Origin of the sequence: Flavobacterium sp. KACC 22758, assembly GCF_028736135.1 — a bacterium.
GTDB classification, from domain to species: domain Bacteria; phylum Bacteroidota; class Bacteroidia; order Flavobacteriales; family Flavobacteriaceae; genus Flavobacterium; species Flavobacterium johnsoniae.
The window spans coordinates 4,150,817-4,169,951 of the sequence record NZ_CP117878.1; the positions used below are offsets into that span (position 1 = coordinate 4,150,817).

The window sequence follows — 19,135 nt, forward strand, 5'->3', positions numbered from 1 at the left end:
TTTTAGTTTCTAAAGGCTGAAGCAATGCCTGTTGCAACATTTGAAGCTCCAAATGCAAACAGCCCCGAAGCAACTGCATTTTGACCTGCAAAAAATTGATTTTCTGCGATGGCATTGCTAAAGAATAATCCGCCTGCAGCTCCTGCTACAAGTCCAATTCCGATTAAGGCAGCAGTCCACCAAGGTTCTGGATCCGGCGGTGGCGGCGGGTTTTTCCAAAAACGTCTCCACCAGCCTGGGTATTTGGTTCCGCACCAGCCCATTGCTAAAAATAAAGCAGTTTCCATAATTTCATGATTTGATTTACGCCTACTCTTTTGCTTTTCGGCTTCCGCATTTGACTGAGGTAAAATTAGAATAAGCCAAATTTGGTTTCATAAGGTAAACTACTGTTTTTGAAAGGGGAAAAAGCCTGTTTTTTATCTTCATTAATTGTACTCTAATTGACATATAAGAATAGCTTAATGATATCTTAAGGCAGTTTTTGAGGCTTCATTTAACATGATAGATAACTTTGCTGCATGGAAAAATGGAAACAAAATTTAATAGCCGCAATTCTCTTATTTGCTATAAGCCAATACTCATTTAGTCAAAAAACAAATTCTGTTACCGGAACTATTTCAGACGGTAAAACTCCTCTCGAATTTGTCGATGTGGTTTTAAAACCTGTTACAGATACTACAAAAACAGCAGCTTATGCTGTTACAGATTCGTCAGGAAAATTTGTTCTTGAAAATATAAACTCAGCAGAATATATTTTAAAGTTTCGCTTAATTGGCTTCAAATCAAATAGTCAGAAAATAAAATATACAGGAACTCCATTTTCGCTTGGAAATATTGTTTTGCAGGAAGATGCCAATCTTCTTAATACGGTAGTTGTAAATTCTCAGAAAAAGCAGATTCAAAAAACGAACGAAGGTTTTGTTTTTAATGCCGTTTCTAATATTTCACAAACCGGCGGCACTGCAATTGATATGCTCAAAAATATCCCAACTGTTGCTGTTGATGCAGATGATGCTATTTCACTTAGAGGAAAAACACCTTTAATTTTAATTAATGGAAAAAATTCTGCTATTACAAATATGAATCAGATTCCGGCAAGCAGTATCGAAAGTATCGAAATCATTACAAGTCCAACAGCAAAATATGATGCCAATGCCGAAAGTGGAATCATCAATATTAAATTAAAGAAAAACAACTTAAACGGATTAAACGGTGCGGCTGTTCTGGGCGGCGGATTTGGAGCAAAAGGAAGAATGAACAGCTCTGTGCTTTTAAACAATAAAACCGATAAATGGAATGTTGGTCTTGCGTATGATAATCGTTTTGCCGGAAGAACGAAAAATATTAAAGGTGAAAGAAAGAATTATTTCATTGATGATGAACATTTTATTAATCAGAACAGAAGCGATGAAAGAACTGAAGGTCTGCAGAATTTAAAACTGAACGTTGATTTTTCGCCAAATGACAGAAATACTATTTCTTTTGAAGCACTTGGAAACATGGAAAGTCAGGATAATGATGAAACCTTAAAAACAGATATCCTCAATAGTTCTAATCAGTTTTACTCTAGTAATAAACGACATTCCCTGGAATTAGAACGTTCTAAAGCTGCGGAATTTGCATTTAATTACGATCGAAAGTTTTCTGATGACAGAAAAAGTTTAACTGCAAGTATTACCACTTCATACAATTTCCATAGAGAAAACACCGATATCGACACGGACAATTATGATGAAAATTATGCACCAATTGGCGATACTTTTTGGCAGCGAACACATAATTATGAAAAAGAAAATATTTCGAATGCAATTGTAAACTATGCTTTTCCTATTTCAGAAAAATCTATAATTGAAACCGGATATAAAGGAACTTTTAGACTTTTTAATTCTGATTTTCAAAGTGCAGATCTTACAAATGGTGAGTACGTGGTAAATCCGATGGTGAGTAATATTTTTGATTTTAATGAGCAGATAAATGCCGTTTATGCACTTTGGAATTCCTATTCTGGTTCTAAGGAAAATCAAAAATGGAAATACAATTTAGGACTTCGTGCAGAAAATGTTTCTAACAATGGGGCAACACAAAACAATAGTGATCATTTTAGCAATGATTATTTAAAAATTTTCCCTTCTGGATCTGTACAATTGAATTTAAAATCTGATGAATTTCTAAAATTTGGTTACAGTAAACGTATTAATCGTCCGGATTTAGATGATTTAAATCCATTTATTGACATTACAGACGCTTTGAATCCGCATGGAGGAAATCCTTATCTAAAACCAGAAATTATTCATATCGTAGAATTAAGCTACAATAAAGACTGGGACAAATATTCTCTTTCCGGCAATGCTTTTTACAGAAATGCCAATAATACGATTAGACAATACGGTGTTCTTCAAGATAACGGAGTGATTTTATTGCAGCCGCAAAACATTGGAAATACAGTTACATACGGACTTGAAACTATTTTTAGCTTTAAGCCAATTTCTTTCTACGATGGAAATATTAGTTTAACGGCTTTTCAGCAAAATATTAATGCCGGTAATTTACCGCAATCAGAAGATGTGGTGAGCAGTGCTTTTAGCTGGTACGGAAAAATCATTAATAATTTTACGCCCTGGAAAGGCGGGAAACTTCAGGTAATAGGCAACTATAATTCTGCTGTAGCAACTGCTCAGGGAAAAAGAATTCCAATTTATAATGCAGACATGGGATTTCAGCAGAAATTAGGAAAAAGCAATGCCAGATTAGGTCTTGTTGTAACCGATATGTTCAACACTTTAGAAAGCGGTTATAAAAACAATACTCTGCTATTTAGAAACAGCAGAACTTCTAAATCTGATACCCGTGCTCTTATGCTTACTTTTGCTTATACCTTCAGATCTGATTTTAAAGAAAAGCTGTTAGAAAATCAGTTTTCTACAGAATAAATAATCTCAAAAAACTAAAACTTAAAAAAACAGCATTCTTAATATTTCAGATTCGTCTTTCTATTAAAATTTAAACTATATTAGCCTCGAAAAATCTGCCGCTGATTTTTCTGTAAACGCCAAAAACACTTAAACCTAAATAGAATGAAATCTGTACATGTATTCCTTGCTGCCTTATTTTTTATTGCTGTAAAATCATATTCGCAAGTTGAAGTAAACCAAATTACCCATAATTCTAAAGAACGATACATTACTACTACTATTGGTTTTCCGGTTCAGGGAACTTATGCCCCTATTGGAATGAAAGAACCTGTTACGGTTTTAAATCCAGATGGTACCGGTTTTATTCAGGCAGATGATTTAAGCAAGAAAAAAATCAATTGGGGAATTGAATGCTCTGAAGAAGGTGTTGCTATTTTTAAAGAAGGTTTTAACAGCAAGTCTTATACTTTTTGGTACAGACCAAACGACAGCAATGAATGGTACTATTCTCAATTCTCTATTCATTTTGCCAAGAAAAAAATGTTTTTAATGGGCGAAAGAGTAAAAGCTTACGAAGATTACAACGTACAGTAGGCTTTTAAAAACAGCTTCAAATTAAATTTTTCTTGATTTTTTTGAAATTTTACGAGAAAAAAGAAAACGTTTTCGTTGATTTTTAATAGTCTCTATAAATTTTCCCATAAAATTCCATAAAATAAAAAATCATACCTAAATTTTATTTAATTTGCAGTAAAATTCAATATATTAAACATGGTTTCAATCACACGCCTTTTTGATTTTCCCTATTATCAACAAGAAACTTACAACCTCCCAGTTGCTCTGGCAACCAAAAAAAACGGAGTCTGGGAAAAAACATCCACCGAGGAATATATTGCAAAAGCTAATGCCGTTTCGAGAGCATTATTGCGCATGGGCGTTCAAAAAGATGATAAAATTGCTTTAATAAGTTCTAATAACCGTACCGAATGGAATATAATGGATATTGGTATTTTGCAGACTGGTGCGCAAAATGTTCCAATTTATCCAACAATTGCAGAGGAAGATTACGAATATATTTTAAATCACAGCGGCAGTATTTATTGCTTTGTTTCTGATGACGAAGTTTTACAAAAAGTAAATGCAATTAAAGCCAATGTGCCTACTTTGAAAGAAGTTTATTCTTTTAATGAAATTCCTGGATGCAAACACTGGTCAGATCTTCTTTTGGCCGGCGAAGACGAAAGCAATCAAAGCGAAGTTGAAGCCAGAAAAGACAGCATTCACACAGATGATTTAGCTACAATTATTTATACTTCCGGAACTACAGGAAGGCCAAAGGGCGTTATGCTTTCTCATAAAAATATCGTTTCGAATGTTCTGGACAGTGCTCCAAGAATTCCGTTTGATCCGGGAAAAAGCACTGCTTTGAGCTTTCTGCCAATCTGCCATATTTTTGAAAGAATGATTTTATACATTTATCAATATTATGGAGTTTCGGTTTATTTTGGAGAATCTATTGACAAAATCAGCGATAACTTAAAAGAAGTTCGTCCAACTGTAATTACAGCTGTACCACGACTTTTAGAAAAAGTTTACGATAAAATTTACGCAAAAGGGACTGAATTAACAGGTATCAAGAAAAAACTTTTTTTCTGGGCTATTGATTTAGGCTTAAAATATGAACCATACGGAGCAAATGGCTTTTGGTATGAATTTCAATTGAAAATCGCCCGCAAACTTATTTTCAGTAAATGGAAAGAAGGTTTAGGAGGAAAATTAGATTTGATGGTTTCCGGAAGTGCCGCTTTACAGCCGCGCTTATCAAGAGTTTTTGCTGCTGCAGAAATCCCGGTTATGGAAGGATATGGTTTAACAGAAACTTCTCCCGTAATTGCCGTTAACGATCAAAGAAACAGAGGATTTAAAATTGGAACCGTTGGAAAACCAATCCGCAATGTTGAAGTTAAAATTGCCGAAGACGGAGAAATTTTATTAAAAGGTCCAAACGTAATGCTGGGTTATTATAAAGATCCTGAAAAAACTGCAGAAGCTGTTATTGACGGGTATTTCCATACAGGCGATATTGGAGAAATTGACAGTGAAGGTTTCTTAAAAATTACCGACCGTAAAAAAGAAATGTTCAAAACTTCGGGAGGTAAATATATTGCGCCGCAGATGATCGAAAATGCCATGAAACAATCTCGTTTTATTGAGCAGATTATGGTTATTGGCGAAGGTGAAAAAATGCCTGGTGCTTTTATTCAGCCAAACTTTGAATTTGTAAAAGAGTGGGCAAAAATCCATAAAATTACTTTAGGAAGTTCTGATGCCGAAATTAGTTCAAATCCAGATGTTATTAAACGTATCGATGAAGAAGTAGAAAGCATCAATAAAAAATTTGGACACTGGGAACAAGTAAAACGCTTTGAATTAACACCAGATGTATGGTCTATCGACGGCGGACAGCTTACTCCTACTCTAAAATTGAAACGTAAAATCATTAAAGAAATCTACAAAGATCTTTACGCTAAAATCTATAATCATAATTAATCAAAATAATATAACCAAACGAAAAAGGCTGTTCAATTGAACAGCCTTTTTTAATACAAGCAATATGGATACTAAAAACATCTTTTGATTAAAAATTACCATTTAATTCTAATTTTAGGCACTGCCTTCCTTACCGCTTTACTCACATTATCAGCTGCTCTATCAACTTCATTACTTATATTCCTTATTGTTTTTACTGCATCATGATTATAACCTGGGCCATTTGTAATATCGCTTACCGTATTATTCCATAATTTTGTAATATCATTATTTGGCCCAAATTTTACATTAAGGGCATCTCCAATTGCTGTAAGCCCTTTTACAATATCATTATTTTTACCAAAACATCCACTATCACCACCAACACCATTTGTAAAACATTTGTCTAGTTCTCTTGCTAGTAACTGCCCACCCGCACATCCGGCAAAAGTATAAGGTTCTCCTCCCGAAGCCGCGGCACATTGTAATATAATCTGAGTTTCGGCATTCATATTAAATTCTTTCAATCCATAGCACATAGCAGTTCCTATAAAACTAACATTACCTGTTTTACTTTGCTGTTCCATACAGGCAAGTACCTTAGATACTGTTGGATCATTTACATAAGATGACATACACAATGGATATTTACTCCAATCACTTCCATAATTCGCATAACATTCTGAAATTTTTTGAGCAATTTCTCTTTCTTTGGATCCTCCTAATTTTCCAAATAGACAAAGAGTTTGTTCTTCTGGCGTTTTAGAATCTCGAACACAATTTAAAATATCCAGTTCTCTTTTACCTGCCATATTTTCAATCATACACATAGTAAATTTTTCTCTATCAAGTCCTGTTGAAGGAGAATAGGCATTTTGATAACATTCCTGCGCTTTGACTTCATTTGTAATCATAATATCTCCAAAAGATTTTTTTTCATCTACAACTCCATCAGGAATTGGAGTAAAATTGCCTGGTGAAATCTCAACTCCAAAATTTTGATTATAACTTGGTGCATGGTAAACTGTATTATACGGATTTACAGGAACAAAACCTTCATAACGTCCCACTATATTAGCGCCCCTATATCGATTAATTTCTACTATATTTTTATCCCAAGCAACAAAATAAGCATTATCAATAGGATTTACAGCTGGTATCCTAAGGTACATAAATCCAGAAGGATCTCTTTGTACATACCCACTATTCATAGGATTCTCATTCTGTATAATTAGTCCATTATCAAAAAGCACAAAGCTTTGCTGTCTTACATAATCATAAATTCTTCCCACCATGGTCTGGCTGATTCCTTTATACGAAATATTCATTAAAAAAATAAATACAAGAATTTTACTTACTGAATAATTTTTACAACTTTTCATGATATCGTTTTTTAGGTTTACTTAATAGTATTTTTGAAACTCTCAAAGGCAAAATGATTTATTTTATACTGTCTTTATTAATGATTCAAATGTATAGTTAGAACAGTATAGTAATCAATTACCCTTTTGGGTGATATTTTAAATTGTAAACTATTATAAAAAACAAAAACTGCAGATACTAAATTATCTGCAGCTTCATTGCACAGTTATCTGCTATCCTTTTGATAACTGTTCTTAACAAATTAAATTCTAATTTTTAAGGCACCAATGCATAATTTTAGCGATGTTTTTGGCATCGTCAATTCCGCGGTGATGTGTTCCTTCAAGCGGAATATTCAATAATTGCAGGGCACCGTTCATTCCGGTGGATCTTTTTAGACCAAACTTTTCAGCAAAATGCTCTTTTACATTAATGTGTTCCTCTCCCATTGGATATGGAATACCAAACGATCTGCATTGTTTTGTAAGCATATTTAAGTCGTACTGACCGTAACTTGCCCAAGTATATAAATCGGGATTGTATTCGTCGATTAAGAGATTTACAGCTTCCTCAAAAGAAACACCGTTTTTGTCTAATAAATCCTGAGTAATGGTGGTTAATTCTGTACAAAACGGACTCACGGTCGAGCGCTGGGGTTTTATTAAAATTCCCTTGTTCTTTGTAATTTCACCTGTTTGTGAATTTAAAACCGCTAATCCAATTTCGATAATTTCATTTTGCTGGCCTTTCGGGACCGCGCCCTGCCAGCATGTGGCTTCTAAATCGATAATAATAATTTTATCTGTTGTTTTCATTTTTTTAATTTTTAATAATTTTTTTTTAAACCGCTAGGGACGCTAAGTTCACGCAAAGGAACGCTAAGATAGTTTCTCACAGATCTGGCAGAATTTTTTTATAATCCTTTTAATCTTTATAATCTGTGGCTAAAAATTTTCTGTCTTAGCGCCTTTGGCAAACCCCTAGAAAAACATGCTTTTAAAATCTAGAAAGAAACTTTTTTTCTTAGACTTTTTTTCATGCTTTTCTTTTTTTGCAGTACTCTTTTTCTCAAAAACTGCTTTAGCTTTATCCATCCGTTTAACTGGTTTTATTTCATCAGCTTTAGAATTATCGTAAAACTTTTTGAAAGGACGCGGATGGAAATCGACCATAATCGCTGCCATATTTATAGCATCAATGTTCGATAGATCTGTTTCTCCCTTAAAGAAAGTTTCAATAGGTCGAAACTTATCTTTTTTCTCTTTAAACTTATTCTTTTTGGTGTGATCAAAATCCATAGAAAGGAAATTGCTAAAGACATTTAAATCCTCTTTGGCTGCGTTATTTTCGAAAATAAGCCAGCACAAATCACGCAGTTTTCCACGAGAAGGCTTGTACAAATAATCAAAGTATCTGCCTTCTTTTTCTATGTCGTATTTTTTTCTAATTGCTTTTTTGTATTTTTCTAGTGTATTGTTTTGCATGGTAATTTTTTTTTTTTGCAATTCTTGGAAATCACAGGAAATCGAAGGTTTTTCCGGGAAATCCAATATCACAAAAGTTCAAAGCACCCTTGCTTTACCAGAGAAATATCTCTAAATGATATATATCATATCCCAAAAATTTACCTTTTCATTCCATAGGTTAATCAGCTCTAAATCCATCTTTTTAATTGAGGCAGATGACAGCTCACTAAACTCTACTCTATTGGCTTGACTAATATGCCCCGCCGATTCAAATCCTATTTCTTGATTCATCCTTAAATTTTTATTATTAACTTAAACTATCAGCATTTACTGCTAACGGTTTTTACTTTTTACTTCACATTAATTCTTTATGAACAAATATTACAATCGTTCTACGCAATTATTTTGCGTATTTATTTTAAGATTTCTGGTTAGGTAAGAAACTTTTTTTTTTAATCTCTAAACCTTTTGCCCTAAAACAAAAAAAGCACCCAATTAAAGGTGCTTCATAACAAATACGATATAAATATCCTATTGCCTATATTGATGCACCATCATGTAAAACCCTTCACGGTAAGAAACCGAGGCTGCTAGTATTGGGTTTTGTATGTATAGTTTAAAACTCATTGTATTCTATTTTAAAATTGTTGTTGTTGTTGTTGTTGTTGTTGTTGTTGTTGTTGTTGTATGAAACTCTTTGTTTCAATTTTGTTTGGCAAAGATAATGATGAAAAAATCATATTTGCAAATCTTTTTTAACATTATTTCACTGAATATCAATTAGTTAAATACAAAATTAAAGCAAGGAAATTCCTGTCCGCAAACTGGTGCAGATTTATCTTTTTATCAAATGACTGTTACTCATCGGATTACTTTCCAAGATTATATTTCGCTATTTTTATTAATCATTAAACATTTGGTCAATTATTTTTTTAGTTTTTTTAGCTGCGACTTCTTTTTTAATCATTTTTCAATCTCTTTTTGTACTATTCGACGAATTCAAATGGTCTAAAAACAAAAAAAGCGCCCTGAAATGAGGACGCTTTTTTGTATTATGATGAGTTTGACTCTAAATTTTACATTTTAATTTCATAAAAACACATATAGCATCCTGAGCTTTCAGCTGAATAATCTCCGGCTAAACGTTCAAATTTTTTGCTTACTGAAAGTGTCATATGTATTTTTTCTATTTTTAATTACAGGTACAAATGTAGCATATTTTACCTTAATTTAACAAATAATTACAAAAACCATAAATTTATCACAATATACTATACTAAGAAATCGTCATTTTTACTGCTAAAATATGTTTACAGATTCCTCTTTTTCCCTGATAAGCTGTAAACCAATCGCAGGTACATCTCTGCGAAGTATTGTCAATAATTACTTTATGTACCACGCCTGAACCTTTTACTTTGGCTTCGATATAATCAGCCTTTCTTTCAACGATTTCTACTTCTTCATTATCGATTAGTTTTTTGGCGTTTTTTAATCTCGGGTTTAAAGACAAAATACGCTCTGTTTTAAAAGGAAGACGACGGTAAAAATGTGCTTTTTCGCTTAAATCATAACCCAATAATCCCATCGAAGATAAATTAGAAGTCAGATTATCCATTGTTCCAAAATCTATGTCATTTTCTATCGAAAGCATTGTTGGGTCAAACATTTCATTTGATTTTAATAAACTGTTTAATCCGTAAATCCATTCTATCGGCAGGTTTTCTGTCATGGTTTCCAATACGTTTCCTTCACCCGAAAATCCGCGGTACGAATCTGGAGAAAAAGCCATTAACAACTGCATTTTTCCAAATTCGCAGACAACGGCACAAGTTTGTTTATCATCAGATTCGTAAATAAAAATCTTATCTACAATTGCCAGAATACCTTCTAATAAACGTAATCTCTGTACACCGCCAATTCTAACACTGTCTGCTGTGGCTAATGTCGAAAACATAAATTTTCCGGCTCTTTTGGTTATAAAGAAATCGCCTTTTACATTTCCTTTTGGCAGACTTTGAAAAAGCTGAATGGTTTGGATTTTATTCAATTCGAACTTTAAATCCATATCTGCCAGATACAACTGAACACTCGTTAATCCTTTTATCCAGCGCATTGGCAAAGTCACTTTTTTCTCGACCACTTTTGCTTTGCTGGTAATTACCTGAACGTCCTGCTGACCAACGGCAAGGGTTACTTTTTCGTTTTTTTGAATCGCATTCAGCGCATTCAGCATTGGATCGTTAAAGTCAACGTTTGTTGTTCCGTTGGCGATAAATTCTCCGTCAACTGCTTCGGGTTTCATGTCTAATCTTACATAAACTCCGTTGCAGGAAGAAAATCCCTCAAAACGAAGTCTTTCTGATCCCGCAGAAACAATAGGATCACGAAGACTTGGCGGAATTGGGCCAAAACTCGAACGAACGACTTTTGCAATCGTACTCCAGCATTTTGCCGTAACATAAGGATCTGTTAAACTTCCCCAGAAAAAACACGGAATATTATTGACTTCCTCGATTTCAGTTTGATGTGCCAAAACCAAATTATTAATGCCTTTTGTTTTACTGTACGTCGAAACTCCTTTATAATTATATTCTAAATCTGTCATTTTGTTTATTTTAAAATCTGCTTCACTAATGATTTAAGTGCTGAATTGTCTTTCCATTGTTCAAAAAACGCAATAGCTTTTGGCGTAGGTTTTTGATTGGTTTTTGTTAAAATATCGACATAATTTTCGACTATTTTTTTGAAATTTGTCGGCAGTTTGTCTTTCAAGTCAAGATTATCAAAGAAAGCATTGAACAATTGCAGTAAAGCACTGTTATGAAGCGGTGAAATATCTTTTAAAGCTGCAATTCCGTCTGAAAACCTTAAGAAAACACCATATTTTTCTGAAGCCAGTTTGGCCGCTTTTTCAGCAAAAACAGCAACATCAACAGCTTGTTTTTCAATTAAATTTATCAATACTTCTGATGCCAGTAATCGTAAATCTTTCTTTTCCTGAAAAAAACAGGCAGCAAATAAAAGCTGAGTCGTTTCAGAAGATCTAAATTCTGGTCGGTTCATTACGTACAAAAATCCTTTTAATTCTGGTTTCGAGCCATCGCCAGTAGCACAATTCTGTAATAAAGTCAAAGCCAGTGCATCTGAATTCTGCGGTGTTAAACTGTGCCAGTAATAGGTATTTCCGGCATAACTTAATAAATAATCCCAGCTGTTGCCGCGATTGTAAATATCCTGACTGTACAATAAGTAGTTTGGAATTTTGGTGTAATTTGGTAAATCAAACTTTAATTCATACCAAGAAGGCGTTCTTTCTTTTTCTTTGGTTTGATAATTCGTCCATTCGTTCCATTTTTCTTTAAATTTTATTTCCGCAACAAACGGCGAAACCACAAACGGAATCTCTTTTAAATAGGTATTTTCAAATTCTGTAAAAGTATCGTTTGGATAAAAAGTTCTTGCCGCTGTTGCCCAAAGCGATAAATTTCCGGTTTCTTTTGTCGTTTTTCCTAAAACTGCCAACGCTTTTGAAAATAACGAAGTCGAATCTAAATTCAGTTTTTCGTTTACTCCAAGGCAGAATGATAAAAGCGGTTTTATTTCTCCTTCAACCTTATCTAATAACGGAATAGCTTCTTCGACATTTTCTCTCGGCATACGCGCTATTGCAATCGCTAAATCGACTGAATCTATTTCTTCGTTGTTCTTTTGATATTGAATTACTCTTTCTACTAAAACTTTTGGTGCGACCCAATAGGGTTTATGACTCGGAAATGAAAGTAATGGCAGCGTAGAATTTGAATCCATTTTTTCCTGTACTTTCTCCAGTAAAGGTTTTATTAAAAGATTGGTATTTATTTTTGAGTAGTGTTTGTATTTACTGTCAAATTTGGCGTTTATATTTTCTATTTTTTGAGATAAAAACGACTTCATAAAGTTTTTATGAACGGCTTCAAAATAATGCTTTTGAAGCTGCTTTTCATACGGCTGCAACTGTATTTTATAATCTGCCGGAAATAAATCTCGCTGCTGAATATAAGTATTCATTAAAATCTCAGTATCGAGCGTTTCATCTGATGCAATGAAATTTCCAAACTGAAACACAATATCATTCCAGTCTTGCGGAAGCTGTACTTCTTCCAAAAGCAAAGTTTCTTTTTTAGGCTCAAAATGATATTCTTCTAAAGTATCGTGATCTGCCGTTAAAGCTTCTTCATCTAAAAACTGACTTAATCCTGATTTTATATTTCCCTGCATTAAAGTAACATACGAACTCAGTTTTTCTTTCAGTACTTTGTCTTTTGCAGAACCTATTTTCAGGATAATTTTAGATACTTTTTCTTGTAATGTTAAATCAGAAATCACATAAACATCGGCCAGAATTGACGCAATTTGATTGTTCAATTTTGGATTGGCTTTGCTTATTTTTTCCAAAACCGGAAGAACGCTTTTTATTGCTGCCTTACAGTCGCCGCGCATCATTAAAGGTTCAAGCCATTCTAAGAATGATTTGGTTTTAAATTTTGGATGATTGTAAATTTTCTTTACCAGCTCGATTCCGTAGCTCGTTATGGGCGGATACGCGTTGTGTAAAAACGAAAATATATTTTCCTGAAAAACAACCAGTTCATCTTCTGTCGCCTGAAATTCTTCGATTCTTTTTCTAAAGAAAGATTTCAGGTTGTTGTTCCATTCTTTGGTTTGAATCTGGATGGCATTTTCGATAAAGAAACTGCGATCCATTTTTTTCTCGTCTAATAACGTTTTGTAGACAATACTCCAGGTCTGAAATTCGTCATAATTTTGTTTATCATTATCACGGAAAAAACTGTTATGAAGAATTGTTTCGTAGTTAAACAATTCAGGAATATCTCTTTGATATCCTGTTTTATCATTTACAATCGTTTCGATAAACTTTCTGGTTTTCATTTTTGCGCGCCACTCATTTGTTGCCGCTAAACTCAAAGCATATAATTCTGGATTGAATTGCAGTAATCCTTCATCTTCAAGTTTTCTCAAATTATGATAATTAAAGGTTACCCAATCCTGTCTTTTTACTTTATCAAGAATAAACGTTTCGAGCCAGTTTGGTTTTGCCCATATCAGGGTTTCCAACACTTGAGGTTTCGTATCGATATCGTTAAGCAAATGCAGGGCTTCATCCCACGAATTAATATCGGTTTTGTCAAATAAGGCTATAGCACTCAGGGTGATAATGTCATTTTGTTCCATATCGCCGCGTCGGCCCCAGCCGTAGTCGTGTTTGTCTTTTTTCACATAACCCGGATCTTTAGACAAATCAGTATACGTCATCCAGTAACGCTTGCATTTTTTAATGTGCTTTTTTAAAGCTTCAATATTGCCTTTTGATTTTTCTTTTAAGAATGGCAGCAGTAACGCAATCTTTTTAGCTTTTATAATGCTGTCATATTCTTCAATAACCTCATCTGAGTTTTTGGCTTTCGCCGATTTTGGCTTCGAAACCACATCAACTTCACCTGATTCTGAATATCCTTTTTTTACTTTTTCGGCCAATACTTTCTCAGCCATTTTTAAACATTCTTCGTCAGAACCAAAGCTTTTGGTCTGCGTTGTTCCTGATGTTCCGTTTTTTCCGTAAGTCACGGTATAATTTGATCCTGTAACTTCGATTTCCCAGAATTTATCCGAAGTTCCGTCGATGTATTTAAGACTTTTTTTCATTATGTATTAGTGTAAAACAAGCGTTATTTCTAAATATTTACAGTTTAGTTTGTGTAGTATTGGTTCGGGTTTAAAGTAAAAAACCGTCACTTTTTTGCAGAAGGAGATATTTTTTGTTTTCTAAATCTTGAATTGGTGTGCTTCTATTCATCTTTACGGCTTTTAATTTGAAATTGTAAAGTAAGAATTTTGAACTAAGTTTTTCTTAAAAGAATATCTTTTGATTGTTAAAAAATCTTACGAATTAAAAGTACAATTTGATTGCAAAAAAATACCCTGCAAATTGGTATTTGCAGGGTTTGGGTTTTTATTGGTATAAAATTTCTTTTTTACCAAAATAAGAAAAAGTCTCTTTATCTAGTTTTGTTCGATTCCTTTATCGAGGCTTATTTTTTTAACTTTGGTTAAATTATAGGTAATTCCCAAAAAGTGCCCAAATTTAAACTGATTCTGCGTAGGAACATCTCCGGAATTTCCCAGATTATAAGACCCGCCAACTGAATAAGAGTCTGCAATTCTAGTGACTTTCCCCATAGAAAAACCTGTAGAAAAAATAATGCGTTCTTGTTTACCTAAAATAGCTCCGATTCCTAAAAGCACTTGCAATTTTTCATTTTGTGTAACTACAGCACCAAAGTTAAGTGTTGGTACAACCCAGGAATTCATTCGAACATAAGTGTTAATGGTTGAACCAAATGCCAAATCGTAATCTCCACCATTTTTTAGAGTAATAATTTTATTGCCTGCAATGGCTGGATCGTCTTTTGTACTAAATTCTGAATCGTAAAGCGAAGTAAAAAATAATCCGGCGCTTACATCTATTTTTAAACCGCCTTTTATCCAAATATTATAGGGTTTACTATCGAAATTTTCATCTTTCTTTTTGGTTTCTTTATTAGATTGATTAATTGTGAATTCTACAACATCAATATTTTTACCTTGTACGTCAATTGGTCGCGTATAAACATCAAAATCAATGCTGTAGAATTTTTCAATAATTGAATCAATGCTTTTTTCAGCTTTTACTTTTGTTTCGATTAGACTACTTTTAACTGTTCCATATTGTTCATTGTCACTAAACTGTTCTAAAACATTCAACAATTCATAACTATTTCTCAACTGTGCTTTTGCTTTATTTAGGAAATCTTTTCTCTGAGCGTAATCATTTGCTTTAAGTGTGTTTTTTTGCTTTAAAATTCCATAAAGACTCTTTACTTCGTAGCCTAAGCTATCGATACCTTGAGCTAATTGCTGATTTTGGTCAATAATGTTTTTAATATACATTTTATCTCTATCAGGAAAAAAAGACAATAATTTAAACGTGCTATCTGCACTGATTTTTGCTTTTGCTTTTAAGTTTTCTCCTGTCGCACTTTGATCATTAAAAAAAGAGATTTCTTTAGTATCAATTTTATAAGTATATTTAAAAGGATTAGCGTTTAATAATTTAACCGCAATCATTTCACTACATTTTGCAGAAAGCCATTTTTTATTTTCTACAGGCGTACATCCTAAATCATTACACATTTTAATGCTATTTAAATTAGGATCGCTTAAATCGATTTCAATAATTTTAGTAACCATTCGGCTATCTTCATCTTGGCTATAGCCAATAAATCCAAAAAATAAAAAAAATAATAAGGTTGTTTTCATGATTTCTAGTGTTTTTAGTTAACGTATCAAATGTATTTAGAGATCACTACACCAATCAATTACCCTTTTGGGTGATATTTTTTTTCTTACATTCTTCTTTATTTTTTTGTAAGTTTATCCACGTTAAGCTTAATTCTGAAATATCACCCAAAAGGGTAATTGTGGTCAAAATACTTATTACCCAACTTTGTAATGAAAATGTAACAACATGAAAATAAGAGTTGCCATAGTAGAAGATGATAAACATTACAGTCAGGCGCTGAAGAGTATCATCGATTTTCAGGAAGACATGGAATGCGCAGCTCAGTTTTTTAATGGTAAAAGCGCATTGCAAAAATTGGAAGACCTGGAACCAGACGTGGTTTTAATGGATATTCAGCTTCAGGATTCATCAGGAATTGATATCGTTTCTAAATTGACAGAAGCAATGCCAGGAACGAGTTTTATAATGTGCACGAGTTTCGAAAACGACGAAAAAATCTTTTCGGCCCTGCGTGCAGGCGCGAGCGGTTATCTTGTAAAAGGTGATCCTCTCGATAAAATTATTCAGTCTATTCTCGAAGCTCATAAAGGAGGCGCTCCTATGAGTTTTACAATTGCAAAGCGGGTTTTACAGCATTTTCAGGAATCGAAAGTACAGGTACAAAGTTTGGCCTTGCTTACCGTAACCGAAAAAGAAGTTCTTGAACTGCTGGCACAAGGACTGCTCTACAAAGAAATTGCCGATAAAAAAAATGTCACCATCGACACTATAAAAAAACATATTGGCAATATCTACAAAAAATTACAAGTAAGTAATAAAATTGAAGCTATTAATAAGTTTAACACCAAAAACTAAAAACCATGGAACTAGAAAAATTAAAACAAGAAAAAATTGATCAAATTGACTTTTTTAAAAAAATAATTAAAAAAGATATCGAAGAACTTTTTATGGAAAACTATAAAAATATTGGGATTGAGGGATTAACTAAAAGTTTTTTATTAGATTTAGAAATATTCGAAGATATACTTAAGAATAATGAAAATAAGGCATTTTGCAAATTTTATCTCATTCAAAATGGTGATTCTCTCAATCTGGGTTTATCTTTTTCTGACAATGAAGAGTGTGATATTAAACAAAAGAAACTTGCTGACGATGATGTTTTATATGTCTTAGAAAATGATAGTATAACAAAGAAAGATTTCAGAGAAATGAAAAAGAATTTTGTGAAGAATATAGGAGCTAAACTGCCTATTCATCCTGGAAATAAAAAAGACACTTTAATTTCATATTCTTTAAGCGAAATTAATCTTTTCTTAAAAGAAATGAGATTAAAATACTCTGTTATTTCTGCTTTGAAATTCAATATGTTTAAATATTCTCCCACTACACTAGATAATGAACTTGCAGCTCATTTTACAGAAAGAAAAAATAGAATTGCTTTTTGTGTTCATGCCCTATTTAATAAAAAAGACCTATACGGCGAAAGCGAAGGTTACGATCTAGGAAACCTTAGACCTTAATGATATATATTTATGAGATAATATTACTTATAACACTATTAAAATCAATAGTTTTGGTTAGAAAATTTAGTCTTTCTAGCCAGAACTATTTGTTTGTATATCTTCTTATTACCTTTCTTATAGAATTATCTTCCTGGGTAATTATTTTAATTAAAAAAGATTGGAGTTTTCAATACACCGTTTATTGTGTTTTTTGTATTGCTTTTTTTTGGTTTTATTATACTCAATCATTTCAAAAAAAATTAAGAAAGAAAGTTCACTTTGTATCTGGTTTAATCTCTTTAAGCGTTTTATTATTCTCATTTTTTTCAAAGGAAGAAATAGGTTCTTTGTTAATAATAGCATTACCTATTTTTTATATTGTATTTAGCATATTTTGGTTCTATCAAAAAATTGCTTTGCCTTCAGAATCTAAAATTACAAACGATCCTAATTTTTGGATTTCGACAGGTTTACTTCTTTGGAGTTGTTTTTTTATCTTTAGAGTTGTTCCAAGAGATTTTTTTAATATCGAAGATCAGGCATTTTTAGAATTACTCAGAGAATTTTTATATGCGATAAACTGCGTTATGTATCTTTTATTTTTTAAAGCTCTAATTGAATACGAGACAATCGCAAAAAACATAAAAAAATGAGAGAACTGCCCCCAGAAATAAAACTAACCTACATTATCGCCATTATCATAATGCTGTTGTTTGTATGCTTTATTATTATGATGGTTTTTATTTACAACAAAAAACAGCTGATTCAGCAGCAGGAAAATCAAATAAAGGAAAGCGAATTCCAGAACCAGTTACTGCAAAAAGAATTAGAACGCCAAAAAGCCATTCAGCTCGAAAGAGAACGTATTTCGCAAGATATGCACGACGATCTGGGTGCGGGAATTTCGGCTATAAAACTTCAGGCCGAGTTTTTAAAATATAAAATGCCTCAGGAAAGTTTTTCTGAAGATTTAGAAGCCATAATAAATACTTCTGAAGATATGAATTTAGCCATGCGCGAAATTCTTTGGAGTTTGAACTCGCAAAACGATACTATTGGCAATTTTATAGAATATACGACTTTGTACATCAAACGTTTCCTGAGTAAAACCAGTATCGATTCGCATTTCAATTCGAACGTTCCTGAAAAGGAAACGAATCTAACGGTAAAAGCCAGACGAAATCTTTTTTTAGCAGTTAAGGAAGCTGTTCACAATATATACAAACACAGCCAGGCAAATGAGATTTTTATTGAATTTGACCAAAATGAAGATTCTTTCAGCATTACGATTATCGATAACGGAATTGGATTATCTGAAACCACACAAAAGGGAAACGGCATGAGTAATATGTCCTTAAGAATGGAAGGCATAAACGGAACCTTTAAAATTATTTCTGCTCAAAAAGGTCTTCGGTTATTGTTTGTGTATCCTTTGATTAATTCCTGATAACAAAACACGAAACAAAGTAAGAAAAAGTGTATATTTGGTTTTATAAAAAACCAAACGAAATTGTGTTTTACCAAATTAATTGTGTTTTTTACGGAAAGTTATTTTTCTCAAAAAAAATAAATACCTTTGAAATATGAGCACAGAAACTAGAACCAGAAATATTGGCCGAAATATCAGCCGAATAAGAGAGCTTCGCGGCATGAAACAAGGAGCACTTGCTGATGCTATTGGCACAACGCAGCAAACTATTTCCAACATTGAAACCAGCGAAACTGTCGATTTTGATAAATTAGTGCAAATTGCAAAAGCTCTTGGTGTAACTGTAGAAGCTATTGAAAATTTTACCGAAGAATCTGTTTTTAATTTCTTTAATAACTTTTACGATAATAGTGCTAATAATGGTCAGGGAAATGGAAACACTAATCATAATGCTTGCACTTTCAATCCTCTTGATAAAGTTGTCGAGCTTTACGAACGTTTGGTTCAGGCTGAAAAAGATAAAGTTGAATATTTAGAAAAATTGATGAAATTGAAATAAGGATTTTTCTTTTTAATATAGAATTGAAAAAAGC

General features: G+C 32.9%; 16 protein-coding genes. 8 read left to right on the forward strand and 8 right to left on the reverse strand.

Translation table 11 applies throughout. The annotated features are described in order from the left end of the window. Positions 1–2: 2 nt before the first annotated feature. On the reverse strand, positions 3–287 hold the full coding sequence (locus tag PQ462_RS17275; protein ID WP_147408420.1) for a hypothetical protein: 285 nt from the start codon (positions 285–287) through the stop codon (positions 3–5). Positions 288–521: 234 nt separating this feature from the next. Between PQ462_RS17275 and PQ462_RS17280 the strand changes: the two genes are divergently transcribed. The 3 genes from PQ462_RS17280 to PQ462_RS17290 all read left to right on the forward strand — a co-directional run bounded on the left by PQ462_RS17280 (position 522) and on the right by PQ462_RS17290 (position 5,465). After that, positions 522–2,933 carry a TonB-dependent receptor domain-containing protein gene (locus PQ462_RS17280; RefSeq protein ID WP_274250933.1) on the forward strand — a complete coding sequence of 804 codons (2,412 nt, stop codon included), beginning with the start codon at positions 522–524 and terminating at the stop codon, positions 2,931–2,933. A gap of 144 nt (positions 2,934–3,077) precedes the next feature. Beyond that, positions 3,078–3,509 (forward strand): hypothetical protein, encoded by a 432-nt coding sequence (locus tag PQ462_RS17285; protein ID WP_012026692.1) that lies wholly within the window; start codon positions 3,078–3,080, stop codon positions 3,507–3,509. A gap of 177 nt (positions 3,510–3,686) precedes the next feature. Then, positions 3,687–5,465: an AMP-dependent synthetase/ligase gene (locus PQ462_RS17290; RefSeq protein ID WP_149206586.1), complete on the forward strand. Its 1,779-nt coding sequence runs from the start codon at positions 3,687–3,689 to the stop codon at positions 5,463–5,465. Between the two features lie 95 nt (positions 5,466–5,560). On the opposite strand, the gene PQ462_RS17295 is transcribed toward PQ462_RS17290, so the two are convergent. From PQ462_RS17295 to PQ462_RS17325, 7 genes are all read right to left on the reverse strand, one after another. Continuing rightward, positions 5,561–6,826 carry a hypothetical protein gene (locus PQ462_RS17295; protein WP_274250934.1) on the reverse strand — a complete coding sequence of 422 codons (1,266 nt, stop codon included), beginning with the start codon at positions 6,824–6,826 and terminating at the stop codon, positions 5,561–5,563. Positions 6,827–7,075: 249 nt separating this feature from the next. Continuing rightward, positions 7,076–7,621, reverse strand: coding sequence for a 3'-5' exonuclease (locus PQ462_RS17300; RefSeq protein ID WP_274250935.1), 546 nt, complete (start codon positions 7,619–7,621; stop codon positions 7,076–7,078). A gap of 165 nt (positions 7,622–7,786) precedes the next feature. Then, positions 7,787–8,290, reverse strand: coding sequence for a hypothetical protein (locus tag PQ462_RS17305; protein WP_274250937.1), 504 nt, complete (start codon positions 8,288–8,290; stop codon positions 7,787–7,789). A gap of 111 nt (positions 8,291–8,401) precedes the next feature. Next, entirely contained in the window at positions 8,402–8,563 is a 162-nt protein-coding gene (locus tag PQ462_RS17310; protein WP_159436639.1) for a hypothetical protein, read from the reverse strand. A 985-nt stretch (positions 8,564–9,548) separates the two neighbouring features. Then, positions 9,549–10,877 carry an SWIM zinc finger family protein gene (locus tag PQ462_RS17315; protein ID WP_274250938.1) on the reverse strand — a complete coding sequence of 443 codons (1,329 nt, stop codon included), beginning with the start codon at positions 10,875–10,877 and terminating at the stop codon, positions 9,549–9,551. A 5-nt stretch (positions 10,878–10,882) separates the two neighbouring features. Then, entirely contained in the window at positions 10,883–13,975 is a 3,093-nt protein-coding gene (locus tag PQ462_RS17320) for a DUF6493 family protein (protein ID WP_274250939.1), read from the reverse strand. A 357-nt stretch (positions 13,976–14,332) separates the two neighbouring features. Further along, entirely contained in the window at positions 14,333–15,628 is a 1,296-nt protein-coding gene (locus tag PQ462_RS17325; protein ID WP_274250940.1) for a hypothetical protein, read from the reverse strand. Between the two features lie 208 nt (positions 15,629–15,836). Here PQ462_RS17325 and PQ462_RS17330 point away from each other — a divergent pair, with 208 nt between their 5' ends. From PQ462_RS17330 to PQ462_RS17350, 5 genes are all read left to right on the forward strand, one after another. Beyond that, a complete protein-coding gene (locus PQ462_RS17330; protein ID WP_274250941.1) occupies positions 15,837–16,466 on the forward strand; it encodes a response regulator transcription factor in 630 nt (209 codons plus the stop codon). Between the two features lie 5 nt (positions 16,467–16,471). Continuing rightward, positions 16,472–17,131, forward strand: coding sequence for a hypothetical protein (locus PQ462_RS17335; protein WP_274250942.1), 660 nt, complete (start codon positions 16,472–16,474; stop codon positions 17,129–17,131). 53 nt (positions 17,132–17,184) lie between these two features. Beyond that, a complete protein-coding gene (locus PQ462_RS17340) occupies positions 17,185–17,766 on the forward strand; it encodes a hypothetical protein (protein ID WP_274250943.1) in 582 nt (193 codons plus the stop codon). Beyond that, a complete protein-coding gene (locus PQ462_RS17345; protein ID WP_274250944.1) occupies positions 17,763–18,560 on the forward strand; it encodes a sensor histidine kinase in 798 nt (265 codons plus the stop codon). Before PQ462_RS17340 ends, PQ462_RS17345 begins: the two co-directional genes overlap by 4 nt. Before the next feature lie 136 nt (positions 18,561–18,696). Beyond that, positions 18,697–19,101 carry a helix-turn-helix domain-containing protein gene (locus PQ462_RS17350; RefSeq protein ID WP_274250945.1) on the forward strand — a complete coding sequence of 135 codons (405 nt, stop codon included), beginning with the start codon at positions 18,697–18,699 and terminating at the stop codon, positions 19,099–19,101. The last annotated feature ends 34 nt before the right edge of the window (positions 19,102–19,135 follow it).

Bases quoted from the DNA above. Each gene is read 5' to 3' on its own strand.
- PQ462_RS17275 (WP_147408420.1), bottom strand. From the start codon at position 287: ATGGAAACTGCTTTATTTTTAGCAATGGGCTGGTGCGGAACCAAATAC.
- PQ462_RS17280 (WP_274250933.1), top strand. From the start codon at position 522: ATGGAAAAATGGAAACAAAATTTAATAGCCGCAATTCTCTTATTTGCT.
- PQ462_RS17285 (WP_012026692.1), top strand. From the start codon at position 3,078: ATGAAATCTGTACATGTATTCCTTGCTGCCTTATTTTTTATTGCTGTA.
- PQ462_RS17290 (WP_149206586.1), top strand. From the start codon at position 3,687: ATGGTTTCAATCACACGCCTTTTTGATTTTCCCTATTATCAACAAGAA.
- PQ462_RS17295 (WP_274250934.1), bottom strand. From the start codon at position 6,826: ATGAAAAGTTGTAAAAATTATTCAGTAAGTAAAATTCTTGTATTTATT.
- PQ462_RS17300 (WP_274250935.1), bottom strand. From the start codon at position 7,621: ATGAAAACAACAGATAAAATTATTATTATCGATTTAGAAGCCACATGC.
- PQ462_RS17305 (WP_274250937.1), bottom strand. From the start codon at position 8,290: ATGCAAAACAATACACTAGAAAAATACAAAAAAGCAATTAGAAAAAAA.
- PQ462_RS17310 (WP_159436639.1), bottom strand. From the start codon at position 8,563: ATGAATCAAGAAATAGGATTTGAATCGGCGGGGCATATTAGTCAAGCC.
- PQ462_RS17315 (WP_274250938.1), bottom strand. From the start codon at position 10,877: ATGACAGATTTAGAATATAATTATAAAGGAGTTTCGACGTACAGTAAA.
- PQ462_RS17320 (WP_274250939.1), bottom strand. From the start codon at position 13,975: ATGAAAAAAAGTCTTAAATACATCGACGGAACTTCGGATAAATTCTGG.
- PQ462_RS17325 (WP_274250940.1), bottom strand. From the start codon at position 15,628: ATGAAAACAACCTTATTATTTTTTTTATTTTTTGGATTTATTGGCTAT.
- PQ462_RS17330 (WP_274250941.1), top strand. From the start codon at position 15,837: ATGAAAATAAGAGTTGCCATAGTAGAAGATGATAAACATTACAGTCAG.
- PQ462_RS17335 (WP_274250942.1), top strand. From the start codon at position 16,472: ATGGAACTAGAAAAATTAAAACAAGAAAAAATTGATCAAATTGACTTT.
- PQ462_RS17345 (WP_274250944.1), top strand. From the start codon at position 17,763: ATGAGAGAACTGCCCCCAGAAATAAAACTAACCTACATTATCGCCATT.
- PQ462_RS17350 (WP_274250945.1), top strand. From the start codon at position 18,697: ATGAGCACAGAAACTAGAACCAGAAATATTGGCCGAAATATCAGCCGA.